Below are 18,289 nucleotides of genomic sequence, written 5' to 3'. Positions count from 1 at the left end.
TGGATTTGAGACTTATTTCCCCGACCGTAACATTTTGACCAAGGTTGTATCTTTATCAATAAAATGGTGTTTTAAGGCACCTGCCACATGAAGTATTACCAAAACAATCAAAGTCCAGGCGAGATAAAAATGAATTTCGCCTGCTATATCTTCCTGGTTCTCGATCAAAGAAGGTAGTGCTGGCACATCAAACAACTCGAACACGCCTACACCTCGACCGTCAGCAGTAGAAATAAGATAACCACTACTCATTATCAGAAACATAAGAATATATAACATTAGATGCACTAGGTGCGCCACCTTGTGCTCGAACGCCTCACCTTTACGCCCACTTACCTCGGGTTGTGGAACAATGTTAATAGTGCGCCAAATGACTCGAAATATGAGCGCCAAGAGCAGACATACACCAATACTTTTATGCAGATCCAAAGAGCCCTTATACCAGGAATCATAATAGCTGAGCTCAACCATGTATAAACCCAAGCCAAAGAGGAAGAATATACTAACAGCCATGAGCCAATGAATTATAATAGCCACCAAACCGTAAGAACTTACTGTATTCCGGATCATCACACATTCCTGCTAAACAGAAGAAACAATGATGTCACTATAGATCAAGGACACTTGTGCGGAAATATAAAATATGCAGAAGCGTTGTGCATAATTGCACACAGAGTAAATTGGGGTGCGCGCTCTTATTCTAGAAACAAGAGAGTTTTATATCATAGCGAGTATGGAAACTAGTTATGAGAAGATAATAAACGGCGTAGCGATAATTAATAGCAGAATTAACAGCAACAGCGAGTTAAAAACAAACTGAAGCCTTTTATAAAGCGGGCGATTCCGCTTTTTAAAGGCCTTCGACCATTCAAGAAAAGGTGTAACAGTGCTGAATAGGCGGTTAAAAAAACCTTGGCGATCTATCGATGTATTAGGCACTAAAGTTGCGCGTGCCAAGAGCTTGTATACCCAGTTAATCCCTCGACCAAATATATTCATTGGACGCTCAACATCAAACATTAGAATCAGTCGATAGTCTTCGGTATTGTTGTTCACATAGTGAATATAAGTTTCATCAAAACAAAATGCCTCACCATCCCTCCAAGAATAGCTTTTGCCATCAATATTGATAAAACAGGCATCTGAGTTAGGTGTAGATAGCCCAAGCTGATACCGGTATGAGCAGGCAATGGGATCGCAGTGGCGAGTCAACTCTGAGCCTGGAGGCAACAAAGTAAACATTGCACCGTTTACTGAAGGAATGTTTTTTAGCAGCTCAACTGTATTAGGGCATAGCTTCTTTGCAGATTCATGCGTGTAACCATACCAGTTGACATAGAATTTACTCCAACCATGCTTATAGAAGGTTCTAAAGCCAACATCATAGTACGATGCAGAGCCTTCTTTGGTTGTCTTCTCAAAGTAACCCTGCTCTCTAAGACTCTCCGCCTCTTCACGCACGAGTTCCCACTTGTCAGTAAGGGACTGAAGCTCAGCAAAATCATCAATATTAACAATCGGTTTACGATAATTTCGCTTGGTCGACACATACAGAAAACAATTGAGAGGAGCAAAAATTGGCCAAGCTTTCCGGAGATATTCGCGAAGATTCTTATAGCGCACCTCTCCTCGATAGTTATACACATATACACAGCTGACTGTACTCAGTGCCACAACGAGAAGAATTACTAACAGAGCAAGGCTCATCGGTACCGACCTTATCTACATATAAGCCTGAAAGATAACACCTCAAGGGGCTCTTTGTAGAATTTAAATCTACAAAACTAAATATACTGTGAATTAGAACGGAATATCATCATCAAAATCATCACTAGGAGGCGCCATTGCTGGAGCGCTTTGCGGAGCGGCTTGAGGCGCTGCCTGAGTATAAGCCTGGCCGCCCTGTTGTGGCGCGCGCTGATAGCCTTGTTGAACCGGCGCCGCCTGCTGTGGCTGCGCATAGCCCTGCGGTGCAGCCTGTGCTTGTGGTGCTGCTTGAGGAGCAGGCTGTGTCTGATACCCGCCTTGCGTGGCTGCTTGCGGCTGATCAAATCCACCCTGCTTACTATCTAGCATCTGCAGTTCGTTCGCAACAATCTCGGTGGTATAGCGGTCTTGTCCGCTTTGATCTTGCCACTTTCTGGTCTGCAACTTACCTTCGATATAGACTTTAGAGCCTTTACGCAGATAATCTTTTGCAATTTCAGCTAAACGATTAAACATAACAACACGATGCCACTCCGTTTTTGGCACCATCTGTCCACTGTTTTTATCTTTATAACTTTCATCCGTAGCAATATTCAGGTTTGTGACCGCTGAACCTTGCGCCGTCATGCGCGCATCAGGATCTTGCCCTAAATTACCGATCAAAATTACTTTGTTTATACCTCTTGCCATTACCTTTCCCCGAATTATTTTTTGCTCTAATCTAATTATTGTCTCATGCTTAACGATAGCATTCCATAACCGAATCCAGCTCCTGCTGATTTAGTTTACCTTTGATTACTTTGAGATAAGCCACCTTATCTTCAGGCACCAAAACAACCTCTTCAACACCTCCCACTGAGCTAAGCCTATCGGTTATTTCCTGAGCCTGAGAGTCTGCCAAAGCTGAGAAACTTAAGGTCATACCTGTTTCAGAGCTTGGGTTAGCCATGCCGCGAGCAAATAGAAACCAGCCAAGACAAACAATACTTACCAGCAGATAAACGCCTGACTCATCATAGCTACTTAGAACCCAACCACCTAACACCCCCCCAACAAAGGCACCAAAGAACTGGCAAGTTGAATAAACCCCCATCGCCGTTCCTTTGCTTCCAGCCGGACAAATCTTACTGACCAAAGAAGGCAAACTCGCTTCGAGCAAGTTAAAAGCCATAAAGTAAAAAAACAAGCTAAGCCAGAAATATAAAAACTGGTTCTGAGTCAAACTAAAACTCAGTGACGAAGCCAGAAGAAGCAGAATTGCGAATAAAAAAACCGGCTTCATTTTCTGCTTCTTTTCACCAATGATAATAAAAGGAACCATTGCGAAAAATGATGTCACCATCACTGTTAGATAGACCAGCCAATGATCCTCGCCCGGCATATTAATTTTGTTAAGCAATGACATGGGGACAGCTATAAACAAAGCTGTCAGGCAAAGGTGAAGTGCAAAAATGCCGATATCAAGGCGAACTAGCTCTTTATGTTTTAAGACGTCCATTAACTGGCTCTTGAACAAACGGGTATTCCTGTCGGATGCACTCTGAACAGGATTCGGCACAAAGAAGTACAGCCAGAACATTCCGAACAGTGCCAACACAGCAGTAAACCAGAAAATCCCCTGAAGCCCAAGAACACTTCCCACTAAAGGCCCTATAACCAAGGCAACAGAAAAAGATACACCAATAGACATACCAATAATTGCCATCGATTTGGTGCGGCTCTCTTCACTCGTTAAATCACTTAGCAAAGCCATCAAGACACTGGCAATTGCCCCTGCCCCCTGAAGGAATCGGCCAAATATCACACCGTAAATTGTCGTTGAAAGTGCCGCGACCAAACTGCCAATGAGAAATAGGAGCAGCCCGAAGAAAATCAGTTTTTTGCGACCAAATCGGTCAGACAGTGCACCAAAGGGAACTTGGAACAGCGCCTGGCTCAAACCATAAGCACCAATAGCAACACCAATTAGAATTTCACTCGACCCGGCTAGCTCCTGCCCATATAAAACAAAAACCGGCAAAACCATAAACAAGCCAAGCATACGCGAAGCATATAAAAGAGCTAAAGAAATTACCGAGCGCTTTTCACTAGCAGTCATTATTTTGTATACATTCATCAAATTATTCGGGCAGCCATTCTATCATTAAGACCCACTGCAAGGAATCGCAATACAGGTCTAATAAGTACTAATGAGCGCTTACACCCCATTAGCGTAATATGTCATACAAGTTAGCGTCTAAATTGCTATAATCGACCGTTTTTAAGCATCGGTTAGTAGATTAATGGATAAGATCCTCGTTCGTGGCGCAAAAACACACAACCTAAAAAATATCGACCTTACAATTCCTCGTGATAAGCTAATCGTAATAACCGGTTTATCTGGCTCCGGTAAATCATCGCTCGCCTTTGACACGCTTTATGCTGAAGGCCAGCGACGTTATGTCGAGTCTCTGTCGACTTACGCTCGTCAATTCCTGTCGATGATGGACAAACCTGAAGTCGACCATATTGAAGGTCTTTCTCCAGCCATATCCATCGAGCAAAAATCCACCTCTCACAATCCACGATCTACTGTCGGTACGATTACTGAGATCTACGATTACCTGAGACTATTATTCGCTCGCGCAGGCGAACCTCGATGCCCAGAGCATGACGCACCACTCAATGCGCAAACTGTTAGCCAGATGGTTGATAAAGTGCTTGAGCTTCCTGAAGAAAGCAGGCTTATGCTGCTCGCCCCAATTGTCCAAAACCGTAAAGGCGAACATCTTCATGTCTTCCAAGATCTCTTGAGCCAGGGATTCATTCGCGCCCGAATTGACGGCATTATTACTGACCTCGATGACACGCCTAAGCTTGAGAAGAATAAAAAGCACACCATTGAGGTGGTCGTTGACCGCTTTAAGGTTCGCAACGATATCCAACAACGTATTGCAGAATCCTTTGAGACATGCCTTGCTCTTACAGATGGCATTGCAGTTGTTGCCCCAATGGGGGAAGACGACAGCCAGGATGAAATCATTTTCTCTTCACGATTTGCCTGCCCACATTGTGGTTATGCGATTAGTGAGCTTGAGCCTCGTATGTTCTCTTTTAACAATCCTGCCGGTGCCTGTAGCTCCTGTGATGGCTTAGGCGTTAATCAGTTTTTTGATCCTGAAAGAATCGTACACAACCCTAGCCTGACACTTGCAGAAGGCGCAATTAGAGGTTGGGATCGACGCACAATCTACTACTTTCAACTCTTAAGTAATGTTGCCGAACACTATAATGTCGACATCTCGCAGACCTATGAAGAGCTGCCTGATAGCTTTAAACAAATCCTATTGTACGGAAGCCAAGAAGAAGAAATATCCTTCACCTATGTCAATAGTCGTGGCGACAGCGTACAGCGCTCACACGTTTTTGAGGGCGTCATCCCTAACATCGAAAGACGCTATCGAGAAACCGAATCAAATATGGTTCGGGAAGATCTTGCCAAGTACCTAAACAACCAACCTTGCCCAAGCTGCCATGGCACCCGCTTAAAGCAAGCATCGCGGCATGTTTACATAGACAAAGACTCACTACCCGACTTAGCCAAGCTCCCCATTGGTACTGCTTTGGATTATTTCGAAAACCTAGAACTTAGCGGTCAACGAGGAGAAATAGCTGACAAGATTCTAAAAGAGATCCGCTTACGATTGGAGTTTCTAGTGAACGTAGGCCTAGATTATCTAAATCTGGAACGTAGTGCCGACACATTATCCGGCGGCGAAGCCCAAAGAATACGGCTAGCAAGCCAGATTGGCGCCGGGCTTGTGGGCGTCATGTATATTCTGGATGAACCATCGATCGGACTTCACCAACGGGACAATGATCGCCTCTTAAAAACACTCACTCATCTCAAAGAGCTAGGTAATACTGTAATCGTTGTTGAACACGACGAAGATGCTATCAGACTTGCCGATCACGTCATTGATATCGGCCCGGGGGCTGGAATACATGGTGGCGAGATCGTCGCCGAAGGTACACCTGATGAAGTTATGTCGAACCCTGCATCCCTAACCGGCCAATATCTGTGTGGCAGCAAACGAATTGAAATCCCGGATGAACGCCATAAACCAAATAAGAACAAACAACTCATTCTGCAAGGCGCCAAGGGAAATAACCTTGAAAACGTTACACTTGAAATTCCAGTTGGCTTATTTACCTGCATTACTGGTGTTTCAGGCTCTGGTAAGTCAACCCTGATCAACTCAACGCTTTACCCCTTAGCGGCGACTGAACTAAATAATGCCACGACCTTAAATGCAGCAGAGCACGAAGCCATTCACGGCATGCACTTTTTCGATAAAGTTATCGATATTAATCAGAGCCCGATCGGACGCACCCCAAGATCAAACCCCGCGACCTATACAGGACTGTTTACACCTATCAGAGAGTTATTTGCTGGCACTCACGAGGCAAGGTCTCGTGGATATAAACCAGGCCGCTTTAGCTTCAATGTTAAGGGTGGCCGCTGTGAGGCCTGTCAGGGTGATGGCGTCACAAAAGTAGAAATGCACTTTCTACCTGATGTCTATGTCCCTTGTGATGTTTGTAAGAGCAAGCGATACAACAGGGAAACACTAGATATCACCTATAAAGGGAAGAATATCCACGAAGTTCTGGACCTTACTATCGAAGATGCGCGTGAATTCTTTGACGCGGTTCCCTTTATTGCCCGAAAGCTTCAGACCTTAATGGATGTTGGCCTGTCGTATATCAGACTTGGTCAAAGTGCGATTACACTATCTGGCGGCGAAGCCCAGCGTGTCAAACTAGCTAAAGAGCTTTCCAAGCGAGATACAGGTAAAACCCTCTACATCCTTGACGAACCAACTACTGGCTTGCACTTCTATGATATCCAGCAATTACTGACTGTTCTTAACAGGCTTAGAGATCACGGCAATACGATTGTCGTAATCGAGCACAATCTAGATGTCATAAAAACTGCTGACTGGATAGTAGACCTAGGACCAGAAGGCGGTTCGAAAGGCGGTCAAATCGTTGCAACAGGAAGTCCTGAGCATGTCTCAGAGGTCGATGGTTCATTTACTGGACAATTCTTAAAGCCAATACTGGCCAGGAAATAAACAAAACAAGGCCTACGGGCCTTTCAGACTGCTGACAAACCTCGGCGTACTTTTTAGGACGCGCTTCTACGTGAATGAAATAGTTTTTTTCACTGTAAACTACTAAAAGATTTAAAAAATCGACCTATTTTGAGGTTGTTTTTTAAACGATTTATGCAAAACAAAACCTCGATATAAAATACCGGGGTTTATCAATACTCTGCAAGGCCTACGGGCCTTTAGCCTTATTTATTCCAGATACAAAAAAACCAGCACTAGGCTGGTTTTTTTACGACGGTGAGTAATAGACCTACTCGTCGTCATCCTCGAAGGCTTCAACCACTGGGCGGTCAACTAGCTCAACGAACGCCATTGGCGCTGCATCACCAGAACGGAAACCACATTTTAGAATGCGGATATAACCACCTGGGCGATCTTGGTAACGAGGACCAAGCTCATTAAACAATTTCGCTACAACAGCATTGTCACGAGTACGAGCAAAAGCCAAACGGCGATTTGCAACTGTATCGTTCTTCGCTAACGTAATCAAAGGCTCAGCTACACGACGTAGCTCTTTAGCTTTTGGCAAAGTTGTTTTGATTAACTCATGCTCAACAAGAGAAGCTGCCATATTTTTGAACATGGCTTTTCTGTGCGAGCTATTTCTATTAAGTTTACGACCACTTTTACGATGACGCATTTTATAATTCCTTACCTATTCAAACCGAGGATGACTTAGCCACCCAGTACTCGGTCATCACCTTTCAAACTAGCTGGAGGCCAGTTTTCAAGACGCATACCTAATGAAAGACCACGAGATGCTAGCACATCCTTAATTTCTGTAAGAGACTTCTTACCCAAATTAGGCGTTTTTAGCAGTTCAACCTCAGTACGTTGAATTAGGTCACCAATGTAGTAAATATTCTCTGCTTTCAAACAATTCGCAGAACGAACGGTTAGCTCTAGATCATCTACTGGACGAAGCAGGATTGGATCGACTTCTTCCTCTTCCTCTTCTTGAACTACTTCTTTTTCGTTATCGAAATCAACGAATACAGCAAGTTGTTGCTGAAGAATTGTAGCTGCACGGCGGATTGAATCCTCAGGATCAATAGTACCGTTAGTTTCAAGATCAATTACAAGCTTATCGAGGTCAGTACGTTGCTCAACTCGCGCATTCTCAACAGAGTATGCAACTCGCGAAACCGGACTATATGACGCATCCAACTGCAAACGACCGATTGCGCGTGTTTCATCATCATTATTACCACGCTGGTCAGCTGGCTCATAGCCACGACCGCGACCAACACGTAGCGTCATAGTGATATCACCATTGTCGCTAAGGTTGCAAATAACATGATCCGGATTCATGATTTCAACGTCATGATCCAACTGAATGTCACTAGCCAAGACTGGGCCTGGCCCCTTCTTAGTAAGCGTCAAACTAGCTTCATCGCGTGAGTGCATGTTTATAGCCAAACCTTTAAGGTTCAAAAGGATCTCAATAACATCCTCTTGAACACCTTCGATTGCGCTGTACTCATGCAATACACCTTCGATTTCTGCTTCTACAACTGCACAACCCGGCATTGATGACAAAAGAATTCTTCTTAATGCGCTACCAAGCGTATGGCCGAAACCTCGCTCTAATGGCTCTAGAATAACTTTTGCATGTGTTGCGCTTAAACCTTGAACTTCAATGTTTCGTGGATTCAAGAATTCATTAACTGAACGCTGCATATATGCCCCTATACCTTATGTTGTATCCGATGAGATTACTTAGAGTAAAGCTCAACAATTAGATTCTCGTTGATGTCCGAAGGTAGCTCTGAACGCTCAGGAACAGCTTTAAAAGTTCCTGTGAGTTTATTGGTATCTACGTCGATCCACTCAACTGCCCCGCGATTAGCTGCTAACTCAACAGCGTTTTTAACACGCAATTGGTTCTTAGCTTTTTCGCGAACAGCAACAACATCACCAGCTTTAACTTGGTAAGATGCGATATTCACTACCTGATCGTTAACAACGATTGCCTTGTGGGATACAAGCTGACGTGATTCTGCGCGAGTAGAACCGTAGCCCATACGATATACAACATTATCAAGGCGTTGTTCCAGCAACTGAAGCAAGTTTTCACCTGTAGCGCCTTTACGGCGTGCAGCTTCTTTATAGTAGCCACGAAACTGTTTTTCAAGAACACCGTATAGACGGCGAACTTTCTGCTTCTCTCGTAACTGGGTACCGTATTCAGACAAACGTCCGCGACGAGCACCGTGCATACCTGGAGCAGTTTCTAAGTTACACTTTGAATCTAGCGCTTTAGCGCCACTTTTCAAAAATAAGTCAGTACCTTCACGGCGTGACAGTTTACATTTTGGTCCAATATAACGAGCCATTTGCTAATCCTCTAAACGCGACGTTTCTTAGGTGGGCGACAACCATTGTGTGGAATAGGTGTCACATCCGTGATATTTGTGATTTTATAACCACAAGCGTTTAAAGCGCGAACAGCGGACTCGCGTCCTGGTCCAGGACCCTTAACTTGAACTTCTAAGTTCTTAAGGCCGTATTCAGCAGCCGCATTACCGGCTCTTTCAGCTGCTACCTGCGCAGCAAAAGGTGTACTTTTTCGCGAACCACGGAAACCTGATCCACCAGCAGTTGCCCAAGATAGAGCGTTGCCTTGGCGGTCAGTAATGGTAACGATAGTATTGTTGAATGATGCATGGATATGAGCCATACCATCAACAACAGTCTTTTTCACCTTTTTACGGGTACGTGTACCTGGCTTTGCCATTACGAATTCCTATTATTTACGAATTGGTTTACGAGGGCCCTTACGGGTACGTGCGTTCGTTTTGCTTCGCTGACCGCGCACAGGCAAGCTGTGACGATGACGAAGACCACGATAACAACCCAGGTCCTTCAACCGTTTAATATTCATTTGAAGTTCACGACGCAAATCGCCTTCTACGGTCAAGTTATTGACCTCAGAACGCAATATTTCTAACTGCTCTTCAGATAGCGTGCTAACTTTAGCAGTACGGGCTATACCCGTTGCATCGCATATTTTTTGTGCAGTAGTTCTGCCTACACCAAAGATGTAAGTCAGAGAAATTACTGCGTGTTTATTGTCGGGTATATTGACACCGGCTATACGTGCCATCCATCTTACTCCGCTTAATTGGTAGCTAAATTGAGCAAATGCTCTACGCTACTGTTTAGTTACCGTCTGATAAAAAGGGCGCAAATCATACAGCCTGATTAAATATAAATCAAGCTATATGCAGCACACTTTTCATACAACACCAATTAACCTTGGCGTTGCTTATGACGAGGCTCTTGACAAATAACTCTTACAGAGCCATTTCTTCTAATAATTTTACAGTTACGGCAGATTTTCTTTACCGAAGCACGAACTTTCATATGCTACTCCAAAAACTAAATTTTCAACTCTTCGCGATTAACGCTGCATCCCACCATTACCGTAACCTTTAAGGTTCGATTTTTTCATCAGTGACTCATATTGATGGGACATTAAATGAGACTGAACTTGCGCCATGAAATCCATGACTACGACCACAACGATCAACAGGGATGTACCACCGAAATAGAATGGAACATTTGCCCAAACAACCAAAAACTGCGGCAACAAAGAAACTGCGGCAATATAGGCTGCACCGAAGATTGTCAAACGTGTCAGTACGCTATCGATATAGTTTGCGGTCTGCGCCCCTGGACGAATACCCGGAACGAAAGCACCAGACTTCTTAAGGTTATCTGCAACTTCTTTTGGGTTATACATTAACGCTGTATAAAAGAAGCAGAAGAAGACGACTGCAATGGCAAACAAAATAACATACAGAGGCTGACTCGGCCCAAGCGCTTGAGAAACATTAGCTAACCACTCCATGCCCTCGCTCTGTCCGAACCACTGCCCCATTGAAGCAGGAAACAACAATATACTCGAAGCAAATATAGGCGGGATTACGCCAGCCATATTAACTTTAAGCGGCAAATGGCTTGACTGCTGAGAGTAACCACCACGTGCCTGTTGTCTTTTTGCATAATTAACAGTGATGCGTCTTTGACCTCGTTCGATAAACACGACGAAGGCAACGATAGCAACTGCGAATACACCAATACCTAACAATGCAAGGATATTTAATTCTCCCTGCCTTGCAGCTTCAAACGACTGACCGAACGCACCTGGTAAACCCGCGACAATCCCTGCAAATATCAACAAGGAAATACCGTTACCAATACCACGCTCTGTAATCTGCTCTCCCAACCACATAAGGAAGACAGCACCACAAACAAATGTAGAGATCGCAAGGAAGTAGAAACTAAAGCTATCAGTGAAGGTCACACCTTGAGAGGCAAGACCTACCGACATACCTGAAGCCTGTATCAACGCTAAAGCAACTGTGCCATAACGCGTATACTGACTAATCTTTCTACGACCCGCTTCGCCTTCTTTCTTAAGCTGTTCAAGAGTAGGGCTTACAGCAGTTAACAACTGCATAATGATCGATGCAGAAATATAGGGCATGATTCCCAAGGCGAAGATACTCATTCGCTCCAATGCACCACCAGAGAACATGTTAAACAAGCTCAAAATAGTACCTTGGTTTTGCTCGAATAGCGCGGCTAGTCTCTCTGGGTTGATGCCTGGCACTGGAATGTGCGCACCAACTCGATAAACCAGGATTGCAGCGAACACAAACCATAATCTTGATTTGAGTTCTGCAAAACCTTTACCTACGCCCGAAGGCAATGCGTTTGACTTCGCCATGGGTATTAATCCTCTACCTTTCCGCCAGCAGCAGTAATTGCTTCACGAGCACCTTTAGTTACTTTCAAACCTTGAATAGTAACTGCTTTAGATAACTCGCCCGACAAAATAACTTTAGCCTGCTTAGCATCACGACGAACCAAGTTTGCGTTTTTCAACGCATCCAAGTCGATAACATCAGCTTCGACAGCTGCTAATTCGTTCAAACGAATTTCAGCAGAGTACTTAGCTTGACGTGAACTGAAACCGAACTTTGGAAGTCGGCGTGCTAGAGGTTGCTGACCACCCTCGAAACCTGGCGCTACAGAACCGCCAGAACGAGACTTCAAACCCTTGTGGCCACGACCACAAGTTTTACCAAAACCACTACCAATACCGCGACCTACACGTCGAGCTGTAGGCTTTGATCCAGGAGCTGGACTTATTGAATTAAGACGCATTTTATTCTCCTTCAATCCTAACCATGTAGTTAACTTTGTTAGCCATACCGCGAACTGAAGGTGTATCTTCCAGCTCTACAGTCTGACCAATCTTACGTAGACCAAGACCGGTAACACACGCTCTATGAGCAGGTAAGCGACCAATCGGGCTACGGTACAATGTAACCTGTATTGTTTTCTTAGCCATGACCTTATCCTGTAATTTCGTCTACAGACTTGCCGCGCTTAGCAGCAACGTCTTCTGGTGACTTCATTGCACTCAAACCTTTAACTGTTGCGCGAACAACGTTAACTGGGTTTGTAGAGCCGTAGCACTTAGCAAGTACGTTTTGAATCCCTGCGACTTCTAGCACTGCGCGCATTGCGCCGCCAGCGATGATACCAGTACCATCTGAAGCAGGCTGCATATAGACCTTAGAGCCACTATGCTTTGCAGTTACAGGATATTGCAAGGTTGTACCGCTAAGAGGTACGTCAACCATATTCTTGCGAGCTGCATCCATTGCTTTTTGAATAGCGATTGGAACTTCACGCGCTTTACCACGACCGAAACCTACACGACCTGCACCATCACCAACAACAGTTAGTGCTGTGAAACCGAAGATTCGACCACCTTTAACAACTTTTGCTACACGGTTAACTTGTACAAGTTTTTCCTGTAGCTCTGGACCGTTTTTGTCTTCTACGCTCATCGTAATGCCCCTTAGAACTCTAATCCGGCTTCACGCGCAGCGTCAGCCAATGCCTTTACACGACCGTGATATTTAAAACCAGCACGATCAAATGCTACTCTTGAAACACCAGCTGTCTTTGCTCGCTCAGCGATCAAAGCACCAACTTTAGTAGCCGCGTCAATGTTACCTGTACCTTCGCCGCGAAGATCTTTATCCAGAGTAGAAGCAGAGGCTAAAACCTTGTTTCCTTCACCTGAAATAATCTGTGCGTAGATATGCTTAGGTGTACGATGAACTGTAAGTCGGGTCTCACCCAAAGCTTTTAACTTAAAGCGAGTTTTTTTCGCTCTACGTAGTCTTGATTCTTTCTTAATGCTCATAGCTTCACCTATTTCTTCTTAGCTTCTTTGCGTCTGACATGTTCGTCAGCAAAGCGTACACCCTTACCTTTGTAAGGCTCTGGCGGACGGAAAGCACGAATTTCAGCAGCAACCTGACCTAGCAACTGTTTGTCAGCGCCTGACAAAACAATCTCGGTCTGTGATGGAGCTTCAGCTTTAATACCTTCAGGAAGCTCGTATTCGACTGGGTGAGAAAAACCCAATGACAGATTTAGTTTCTTGCCCTGCATCTGTACACGATAACCAACACCGATTAGCTGTAGCTTTTTCTGGAAGCCAGTACTTACACCAGTAACCATGTTGTTTACCAACGCGCGAGTCGTACCAGACATCGCTCGTGAGAACTTGCTGCCATTTTTAGCAGCAAATTTAATTTCTGAACCTTCCTGCGTTACAGTAACAACAGAATTAAGATCCAAAGATAAAGTGCCTTTACCGCCCTTTACTTCAATTTCTTGCTCAGTTAGCTTAACTTCTACACCGGAAGGAAGCTGAACTGGACTATTAGCAACCCTAGACATGCCCTTCTCCTAGAAAACTGTGCAGATTACTTCGCCACCAATGCCGGCATTACGCGCAGCTCGGTCGGTCATCACACCTTGCGAAGTTGAAATAATGGCAACACCCAAACCACCGCGAATGCTTGGCAGCTCGTCTTTACCTTTAAACTGGCGTAGACCTGGACGGCTAGCTCTCTTAATTTCTTCGATGACTGGCTTGCCTTCGAAATACTTAAGATCAACAGTTACCTGTGCTTTTACCTGACCATCAGTGTTAAAGCCTTCGATGAAACCTTCTGACTTTAATACTTCTAGTACTGACACCTTCATTTTAGAAGAAGGCATTGTGACAGATTGCTTCTCAGCCATCTGTGCATTACGAATACGTGTGAACATATCCGCAAGCGTATCTTGCATACTCATCGTATGAACTCCTAGTCTTTTTAGTTGTGCAGTATCAAAAACAAGCCGGAAGGAAACCCCACCAGCTTGTTATGGTACTTACCAACGTTTCTTTACTGGTATTACCAGCTTGCTTTTTTCAGGCCGGGCACATTACCACTCATTCCCTGTTCACGCAATTTAATTCGTGAAAGTTTGAACTTGCGGTATACGCCATGTGGTCGACCTGTCACTTGACAGCGATTTCTAAGTCTGCTTGGACTAGCGTTACGCGGTAGCTTTTGCAATTGTTTCTGAGCTTCCCAACGATCTTCATCAGAAGTATTTTGGTTAGAGATAATTGCTTTTAGCTCCGCACGCTTCTCAGCATACTTGGCTACTGTTTTTTCGCGCTTTAGTTCGCGCTGCTTCATTGAGATCTTAGCCATTGCTTCTTACCCTTATTTTTTGAACGGGAAGTTGAAAGCGCGAAGCAAAGCTCGACCCTCATCATCCGTTGCAGCAGATGTAGTAATAGTAATGTCTAGACCACGAATCTTATCGACTTTGTCGTAATCAATCTCTGGGAATATGATTTGCTCTTTAACACCCATTGAATAATTACCACGTCCGTCAAATGACTTCGAGTTTAGACCTCGGAAGTCGCGGATACGCGGAATAGCGATACCAACTAAACGCTCGAAAAATTCCCACATACGCTCGCCACGTAAAGTAACTTTACAGCCGATCGGATAACCTTCACGAACTTTAAAGCCAGCTACTGACTTACGAGCTTTTGTAGTCACTGGCTTTTGGCCAGCTAATTTCTCAAGATCAGCGATTGCGTTCTCTAGCATTTTTTTGTCTGCTAGCGCTTCGCCAACACCCATATTAAGGGTAATTTTCTCAATTTTCGGTACTTGCATTATGCTCTTGTAATCGAACTCTTTTTGCAGTGCAGGTACCACTTCGCTTTTATAAACTTCTTTCATATTTGCCATGGTTTATTACCTGCCTACTTATCTACGAGCTCGTCGTTAGATTTGAATACACGTACCTTCTTGCCATCTTCAAGGACTTTGAAGCCTACACGGTCTGCTTTGTTGGTTGTTGGATTAAAAATCGCAACATTAGAAGCCTGAATTGGCGCTTCTTTCTCAACAATGCCACCTGGCGTACCCAGCATTGGGTTAGGCTTAGTGTGGCGCTTAATCATGTTGATTCCAGAAACGACCAAACGGCCATCCTTCATCACACGATTAACTTTACCACGCTTACCGTTGTCCTTGCCTGCTATGACAATCACTTCATCGTCACGTTTGATCTTTTTCATAACCGGCCTCTCGTCCTTAAAGCACTTCAGGTGCTAAAGAAATAATTTTCATGTACTTATCGCCGCGCAACTCACGAGTTACAGGACCAAAAATACGAGTTCCAATCGGTGCATCACTAGCGTTTAACAACACAGCAGCGTTACCATCGAATTTAATTAAAGAGCCATCTGGGCGACGTACACCACTACGCGTACGCACTACCACAGCACTCATGACATCGCCTTTTTTGACTTTGCCGCGAGGTATAGCTTCTTTTACAGTGACTTTAATTACATCACCAATTCGTGCATAACGACGATGTGAACCACCCAGCACTTTAATACACATTACTCGACGCGCACCGCTGTTATCGGCCACATCTAGCATACTTTCCGTCTGAATCATCGTTGTTCTCCAAACCTTACCAGGGGTTAAACGTTAGATGCTTTTTCATCGATGTTTAGTAACGTGAAAGACTTTGTCTTCGAAAGAGGACGCGTCTCTTGAATTGTTACTACATCGCCGATGTTGCATTCGTTATTCTCATCGTGAGCATGTACCTTGGTAGAACGCTTAACGTACTTACCGTAGATTGGATGCTTTACACGACGCTCAATCATCACAGTGATTGACTTATCCATTTTGTTACTAACAACTTTACCATTTAAGGTACGAGCTGTGTTCTGTGCAGTATCAGTCATAATCATTCACCTGCCTTTTGCGTCAATACAGTTTTAATGCGTGCAATGTCGCGTCTATTCTGACGAAGTAAATGAGACTGATTCAACTGACCAGTAGACTTGCGTAGACGCAAGTTAAACTGCTCTTTAAGCAAACCAAGAAGATCCTGATTCAACTCGTCTACAGACTTACTTGTTAATTCACTTGCTTTCATTACATCACCGTCCTTTCAACAAAGGTTGTCGAAACAGGTAATTTTGCAGCTGCAAGAGCGAATGCTTCACGCGCCAGCTCTTCCGGCACACCTTCAATTTCGAATAAAACTCGACCTGGCTGAACCTGGGCAACCCAATATTCAACACTACCTTTACCTTTACCTTGACGAACTTCTAAAGGCTTTTGCGTAATCGGCTTGTCAGGAAAAATTCGGATCCAGATCTTACCACCACGCTTAACTTTTCGAGAGATCGTACGACGAGCCGCCTCAATCTGTCGTGCAGTAATACGCCCGCGATCGGTACACTTAAGACCATATTCGCCGAAGCTTATCTTTGCACCGCGCTGAGCCAGACCGCGGTTACGGCCTTTCTGCATTTTTCTAAATTTGGTACGTTTTGGTTGTAGCATTACTTGGCCCCTTACTTAGCAGCTTTCTTCTTGGTAGCTTTCTTCTCAGCACGTACCTGTTCGATACCACCCAGAATCTCGCCCTTGAAGATCCAAACTTTAACGCCAATAATGCCGTAAGTGGTATTTGCCTCATGCGTTGAGTAATCAACGTCTGCACGCAATGTATGTAGAGGCACACGACCTTCACGATACCATTCACTTCTAGCTATCTCAGCACCACCCAAACGACCACCAAGCTGTATCTTGATACCCTTCGCACCTTGACGCATTGCATTTTGAACTGCACGCTTCATTGCACGACGGAACATAACACGACGTTCCAATTGGCTAGCTACACCTGCAGCAACCAACTTAGCATCCAAGTCTGGCTTACGAATTTCCTCGATATTGATGTGAACCGGAATCCCCATCATTTCGCCAATCTCTTTGCGAAGCTTTTCAACATCTTCGCCTTTCTTACCGATTACGATACCAGGACGCGCAGTGTGAATTGTCACACGAGCGTTCTGAGCTGGTCGCTCGATAGTGATCTTGCTAACTGACGCTCTTTCAAGCTTTTTCATCAAATACTCACGTACCTGAATGTCGTTTAGCAAGTACTTAGCGTAATCACCTTTCTCTGCATACCAAACGGAGTTGTGGTCTTTCACAATACCCAGTCTGATACCAGTAGGATGTACTTTCTGACCCATCTTAGTATCTCCTAGTTATCGGCCACTTTGACCGTGATATGACAGGTGCGCTTGAATATTCTATCAGCACGACCTTTCGCACGTGGTCGGATTCGTTTCATAGTTGGGCCTTCATCAACAAATACTGTTGAAACTTTAAGCTCATCTACGTCCAAACCATCGTTATGCTCTGCATTTGCGATAGCCGACTCCAACACTTTCTTCATAAGGGCTGCAGCTTTCTTAGTGCTGAAAGTTAAAACTTCCAACGCCTCTTCTACACCCTTTCCTCGGATCTGATCTGCTACCAAACGTGCCTTCTGAGCAGATAGACGAGCACCTCTATGCTTTGCAGCTACTTCCATCTCAATATCCTCTCAGAATTATCGCTTCGCTTTCTTATCGGCATCATGACCCCGATAAGTACGCGTTGCAGCAAATTCACCTAATTTATGACCAACCATATCTTCGGTTACATAAACAGGAACGTGTTGACGTCCGTTATGAACCGCAATAGTCAGGCCTACCATCTCAGGAAAAACAGTTGAACGACGAGACCAAGTCTTAATTGGTTTCTTGTCACCTTTTTCCAGAGCCGTTTCTACTTTCTTCAATAAATGAAGGTCTATAAATGGACCTTTTTTCAAAGAACGTGGCACAGCGTAACCCTCTTAGTTAATTACTTAGCCGACCGACGACGTACTATCATCTTGTCAGTGCGTTTGTTCTTGCGAGTTTTATAGCCTTTAGTAGGTACACCCCAAGGAGTAACAGGGTGACGACCACCAGAGGTTCGCCCTTCACCACCACCATGTGGGTGGTCAACTGGGTTCATAACAACACCACGCACCGTTGGTCGAATACCGCGCCAACGTGATGCACCCGCTTTACCTAATTGCCGTAGGCTGTGCTCACTGTTTGAAACCTCACCCAAAGTAGCTCGACATTCAACAAGAACCTTACGCATTTCACCAGAACGCAAACGAAGAGTTGCATAAGC

29 protein-coding genes are annotated in these 18,289 nt (G+C 44.5%); 1 reads left to right on the top strand and 28 read right to left on the bottom strand.

The window, feature by feature from the left end:
- Positions 1 to 12: 12 nt before the first annotated feature.
- The 4 genes from A3756_RS21075 to A3756_RS21060 form a co-directional block, all read right to left on the bottom strand.
- Complete coding sequence (locus tag A3756_RS21075) at positions 13 to 573, bottom strand: cytochrome b (RefSeq protein ID WP_368664607.1); 561 nt, start codon at positions 571 to 573, stop codon at positions 13 to 15.
- A 171-nt stretch (positions 574 to 744) separates the two neighbouring features.
- Positions 745 to 1,707, bottom strand: coding sequence for an aspartyl/asparaginyl beta-hydroxylase domain-containing protein (locus A3756_RS21070; protein ID WP_068554550.1), 963 nt, complete (start codon positions 1,705 to 1,707; stop codon positions 745 to 747).
- Positions 1,708 to 1,800: 93 nt separating this feature from the next.
- Positions 1,801 to 2,397 (bottom strand): single-stranded DNA-binding protein, encoded by a 597-nt coding sequence (gene ssb, locus A3756_RS21065; RefSeq protein ID WP_068554548.1) that lies wholly within the window; start codon positions 2,395 to 2,397, stop codon positions 1,801 to 1,803.
- A gap of 49 nt (positions 2,398 to 2,446) precedes the next feature.
- A complete protein-coding gene (locus tag A3756_RS21060) occupies positions 2,447 to 3,823 on the bottom strand; it encodes an MFS transporter (RefSeq protein WP_231872100.1) in 1,377 nt (458 codons plus the stop codon).
- 166 nt (positions 3,824 to 3,989) lie between these two features.
- Between A3756_RS21060 and uvrA the strand changes: the two genes are divergently transcribed.
- A complete protein-coding gene (gene uvrA, locus A3756_RS21055) occupies positions 3,990 to 6,824 on the top strand; it encodes an excinuclease ABC subunit UvrA (RefSeq protein ID WP_068554546.1) in 2,835 nt (944 codons plus the stop codon).
- A gap of 289 nt (positions 6,825 to 7,113) precedes the next feature.
- On the opposite strand, the gene rplQ is transcribed toward uvrA, so the two are convergent.
- The 24 genes from rplQ to rplB all read right to left on the bottom strand — a co-directional run.
- On the bottom strand, positions 7,114 to 7,503 hold the full coding sequence (rplQ, locus tag A3756_RS21050) for a 50S ribosomal protein L17 (RefSeq protein ID WP_068511128.1): 390 nt from the start codon (positions 7,501 to 7,503) through the stop codon (positions 7,114 to 7,116).
- 35 nt (positions 7,504 to 7,538) lie between these two features.
- Complete coding sequence (rpoA, locus tag A3756_RS21045; RefSeq protein ID WP_068554544.1) at positions 7,539 to 8,543, bottom strand: DNA-directed RNA polymerase subunit alpha; 1,005 nt, start codon at positions 8,541 to 8,543, stop codon at positions 7,539 to 7,541.
- Positions 8,544 to 8,578: 35 nt separating this feature from the next.
- Entirely contained in the window at positions 8,579 to 9,199 is a 621-nt protein-coding gene (gene rpsD, locus A3756_RS21040) for a 30S ribosomal protein S4 (RefSeq protein ID WP_068508558.1), read from the bottom strand.
- An 11-nt stretch (positions 9,200 to 9,210) separates the two neighbouring features.
- Positions 9,211 to 9,600: a 30S ribosomal protein S11 gene (gene rpsK, locus A3756_RS21035; RefSeq protein WP_068508553.1), complete on the bottom strand. Its 390-nt coding sequence runs from the start codon at positions 9,598 to 9,600 to the stop codon at positions 9,211 to 9,213.
- A gap of 12 nt (positions 9,601 to 9,612) precedes the next feature.
- Positions 9,613 to 9,969: a 30S ribosomal protein S13 gene (gene rpsM / locus A3756_RS21030; RefSeq protein WP_068508551.1), complete on the bottom strand. Its 357-nt coding sequence runs from the start codon at positions 9,967 to 9,969 to the stop codon at positions 9,613 to 9,615.
- A gap of 146 nt (positions 9,970 to 10,115) precedes the next feature.
- On the bottom strand, positions 10,116 to 10,229 hold the full coding sequence (gene rpmJ, locus A3756_RS26235; RefSeq protein WP_082865410.1) for a 50S ribosomal protein L36: 114 nt from the start codon (positions 10,227 to 10,229) through the stop codon (positions 10,116 to 10,118).
- A gap of 37 nt (positions 10,230 to 10,266) precedes the next feature.
- Positions 10,267 to 11,598, bottom strand: a complete 1,332-nt coding sequence (gene secY / locus A3756_RS21025) for a preprotein translocase subunit SecY (protein ID WP_068508549.1) — start codon at positions 11,596 to 11,598, stop codon at positions 10,267 to 10,269.
- A 5-nt stretch (positions 11,599 to 11,603) separates the two neighbouring features.
- Positions 11,604 to 12,038, bottom strand: coding sequence for a 50S ribosomal protein L15 (rplO, locus tag A3756_RS21020; protein WP_068508547.1), 435 nt, complete (start codon positions 12,036 to 12,038; stop codon positions 11,604 to 11,606).
- 1 nt (position 12,039) lies between these two features.
- Positions 12,040 to 12,225: a 50S ribosomal protein L30 gene (rpmD, locus tag A3756_RS21015; protein ID WP_068508545.1), complete on the bottom strand. Its 186-nt coding sequence runs from the start codon at positions 12,223 to 12,225 to the stop codon at positions 12,040 to 12,042.
- A gap of 4 nt (positions 12,226 to 12,229) precedes the next feature.
- Positions 12,230 to 12,730, bottom strand: coding sequence for a 30S ribosomal protein S5 (rpsE, locus tag A3756_RS21010; RefSeq protein ID WP_068508544.1), 501 nt, complete (start codon positions 12,728 to 12,730; stop codon positions 12,230 to 12,232).
- 11 nt (positions 12,731 to 12,741) lie between these two features.
- Positions 12,742 to 13,092, bottom strand: coding sequence for a 50S ribosomal protein L18 (gene rplR, locus A3756_RS21005; protein ID WP_068508543.1), 351 nt, complete (start codon positions 13,090 to 13,092; stop codon positions 12,742 to 12,744).
- 8 nt (positions 13,093 to 13,100) lie between these two features.
- Positions 13,101 to 13,634, bottom strand: a complete 534-nt coding sequence (rplF, locus tag A3756_RS21000) for a 50S ribosomal protein L6 (protein WP_068508542.1) — start codon at positions 13,632 to 13,634, stop codon at positions 13,101 to 13,103.
- A 9-nt stretch (positions 13,635 to 13,643) separates the two neighbouring features.
- The gene (gene rpsH, locus A3756_RS20995) at positions 13,644 to 14,036 is read right to left on the bottom strand and encodes a 30S ribosomal protein S8 (protein ID WP_068508541.1); all 393 of its coding nucleotides are present in this window, start codon (positions 14,034 to 14,036) and stop codon (positions 13,644 to 13,646) included.
- 101 nt (positions 14,037 to 14,137) lie between these two features.
- Positions 14,138 to 14,443, bottom strand: a complete 306-nt coding sequence (gene rpsN, locus A3756_RS20990) for a 30S ribosomal protein S14 (RefSeq protein ID WP_068508540.1) — start codon at positions 14,441 to 14,443, stop codon at positions 14,138 to 14,140.
- Positions 14,444 to 14,455: 12 nt separating this feature from the next.
- Positions 14,456 to 14,995 (bottom strand): 50S ribosomal protein L5, encoded by a 540-nt coding sequence (gene rplE / locus A3756_RS20985; RefSeq protein ID WP_068508538.1) that lies wholly within the window; start codon positions 14,993 to 14,995, stop codon positions 14,456 to 14,458.
- A gap of 14 nt (positions 14,996 to 15,009) precedes the next feature.
- The gene (gene rplX, locus A3756_RS20980) at positions 15,010 to 15,327 is read right to left on the bottom strand and encodes a 50S ribosomal protein L24 (RefSeq protein ID WP_068508536.1); all 318 of its coding nucleotides are present in this window, start codon (positions 15,325 to 15,327) and stop codon (positions 15,010 to 15,012) included.
- Positions 15,328 to 15,343: 16 nt separating this feature from the next.
- Entirely contained in the window at positions 15,344 to 15,712 is a 369-nt protein-coding gene (gene rplN, locus A3756_RS20975; RefSeq protein WP_068508534.1) for a 50S ribosomal protein L14, read from the bottom strand.
- Positions 15,713 to 15,738: 26 nt separating this feature from the next.
- Entirely contained in the window at positions 15,739 to 16,008 is a 270-nt protein-coding gene (gene rpsQ / locus A3756_RS20970) for a 30S ribosomal protein S17 (RefSeq protein WP_068508559.1), read from the bottom strand.
- A gap of 2 nt (positions 16,009 to 16,010) precedes the next feature.
- Positions 16,011 to 16,202, bottom strand: coding sequence for a 50S ribosomal protein L29 (gene rpmC / locus A3756_RS20965; RefSeq protein ID WP_068508532.1), 192 nt, complete (start codon positions 16,200 to 16,202; stop codon positions 16,011 to 16,013).
- Positions 16,202 to 16,615: a 50S ribosomal protein L16 gene (gene rplP / locus A3756_RS20960; protein WP_068508522.1), complete on the bottom strand. Its 414-nt coding sequence runs from the start codon at positions 16,613 to 16,615 to the stop codon at positions 16,202 to 16,204. The genes rpmC and rplP overlap by 1 nt, the downstream gene beginning before the upstream one ends.
- Before the next feature lie 11 nt (positions 16,616 to 16,626).
- The gene (gene rpsC, locus A3756_RS20955; protein WP_068508520.1) at positions 16,627 to 17,310 is read right to left on the bottom strand and encodes a 30S ribosomal protein S3; all 684 of its coding nucleotides are present in this window, start codon (positions 17,308 to 17,310) and stop codon (positions 16,627 to 16,629) included.
- Between the two features lie 11 nt (positions 17,311 to 17,321).
- A complete protein-coding gene (gene rplV, locus A3756_RS20950) occupies positions 17,322 to 17,660 on the bottom strand; it encodes a 50S ribosomal protein L22 (RefSeq protein WP_368664608.1) in 339 nt (112 codons plus the stop codon).
- A gap of 12 nt (positions 17,661 to 17,672) precedes the next feature.
- Positions 17,673 to 17,948 (bottom strand): 30S ribosomal protein S19, encoded by a 276-nt coding sequence (rpsS, locus tag A3756_RS20945; RefSeq protein ID WP_068508516.1) that lies wholly within the window; start codon positions 17,946 to 17,948, stop codon positions 17,673 to 17,675.
- Between the two features lie 20 nt (positions 17,949 to 17,968).
- A partial coding sequence (rplB, locus tag A3756_RS20940; RefSeq protein ID WP_068554542.1) for a 50S ribosomal protein L2 occupies positions 17,969 to 18,289 on the bottom strand: 321 nt, incomplete at its 5' end.

It is taken from the genome of Oleiphilus sp. HI0086, from assembly GCF_001635225.1.
The sequence above is the reverse complement of the archived record's forward strand: the minus strand, read 5'-3'. Positions and strand labels throughout refer to the sequence as shown.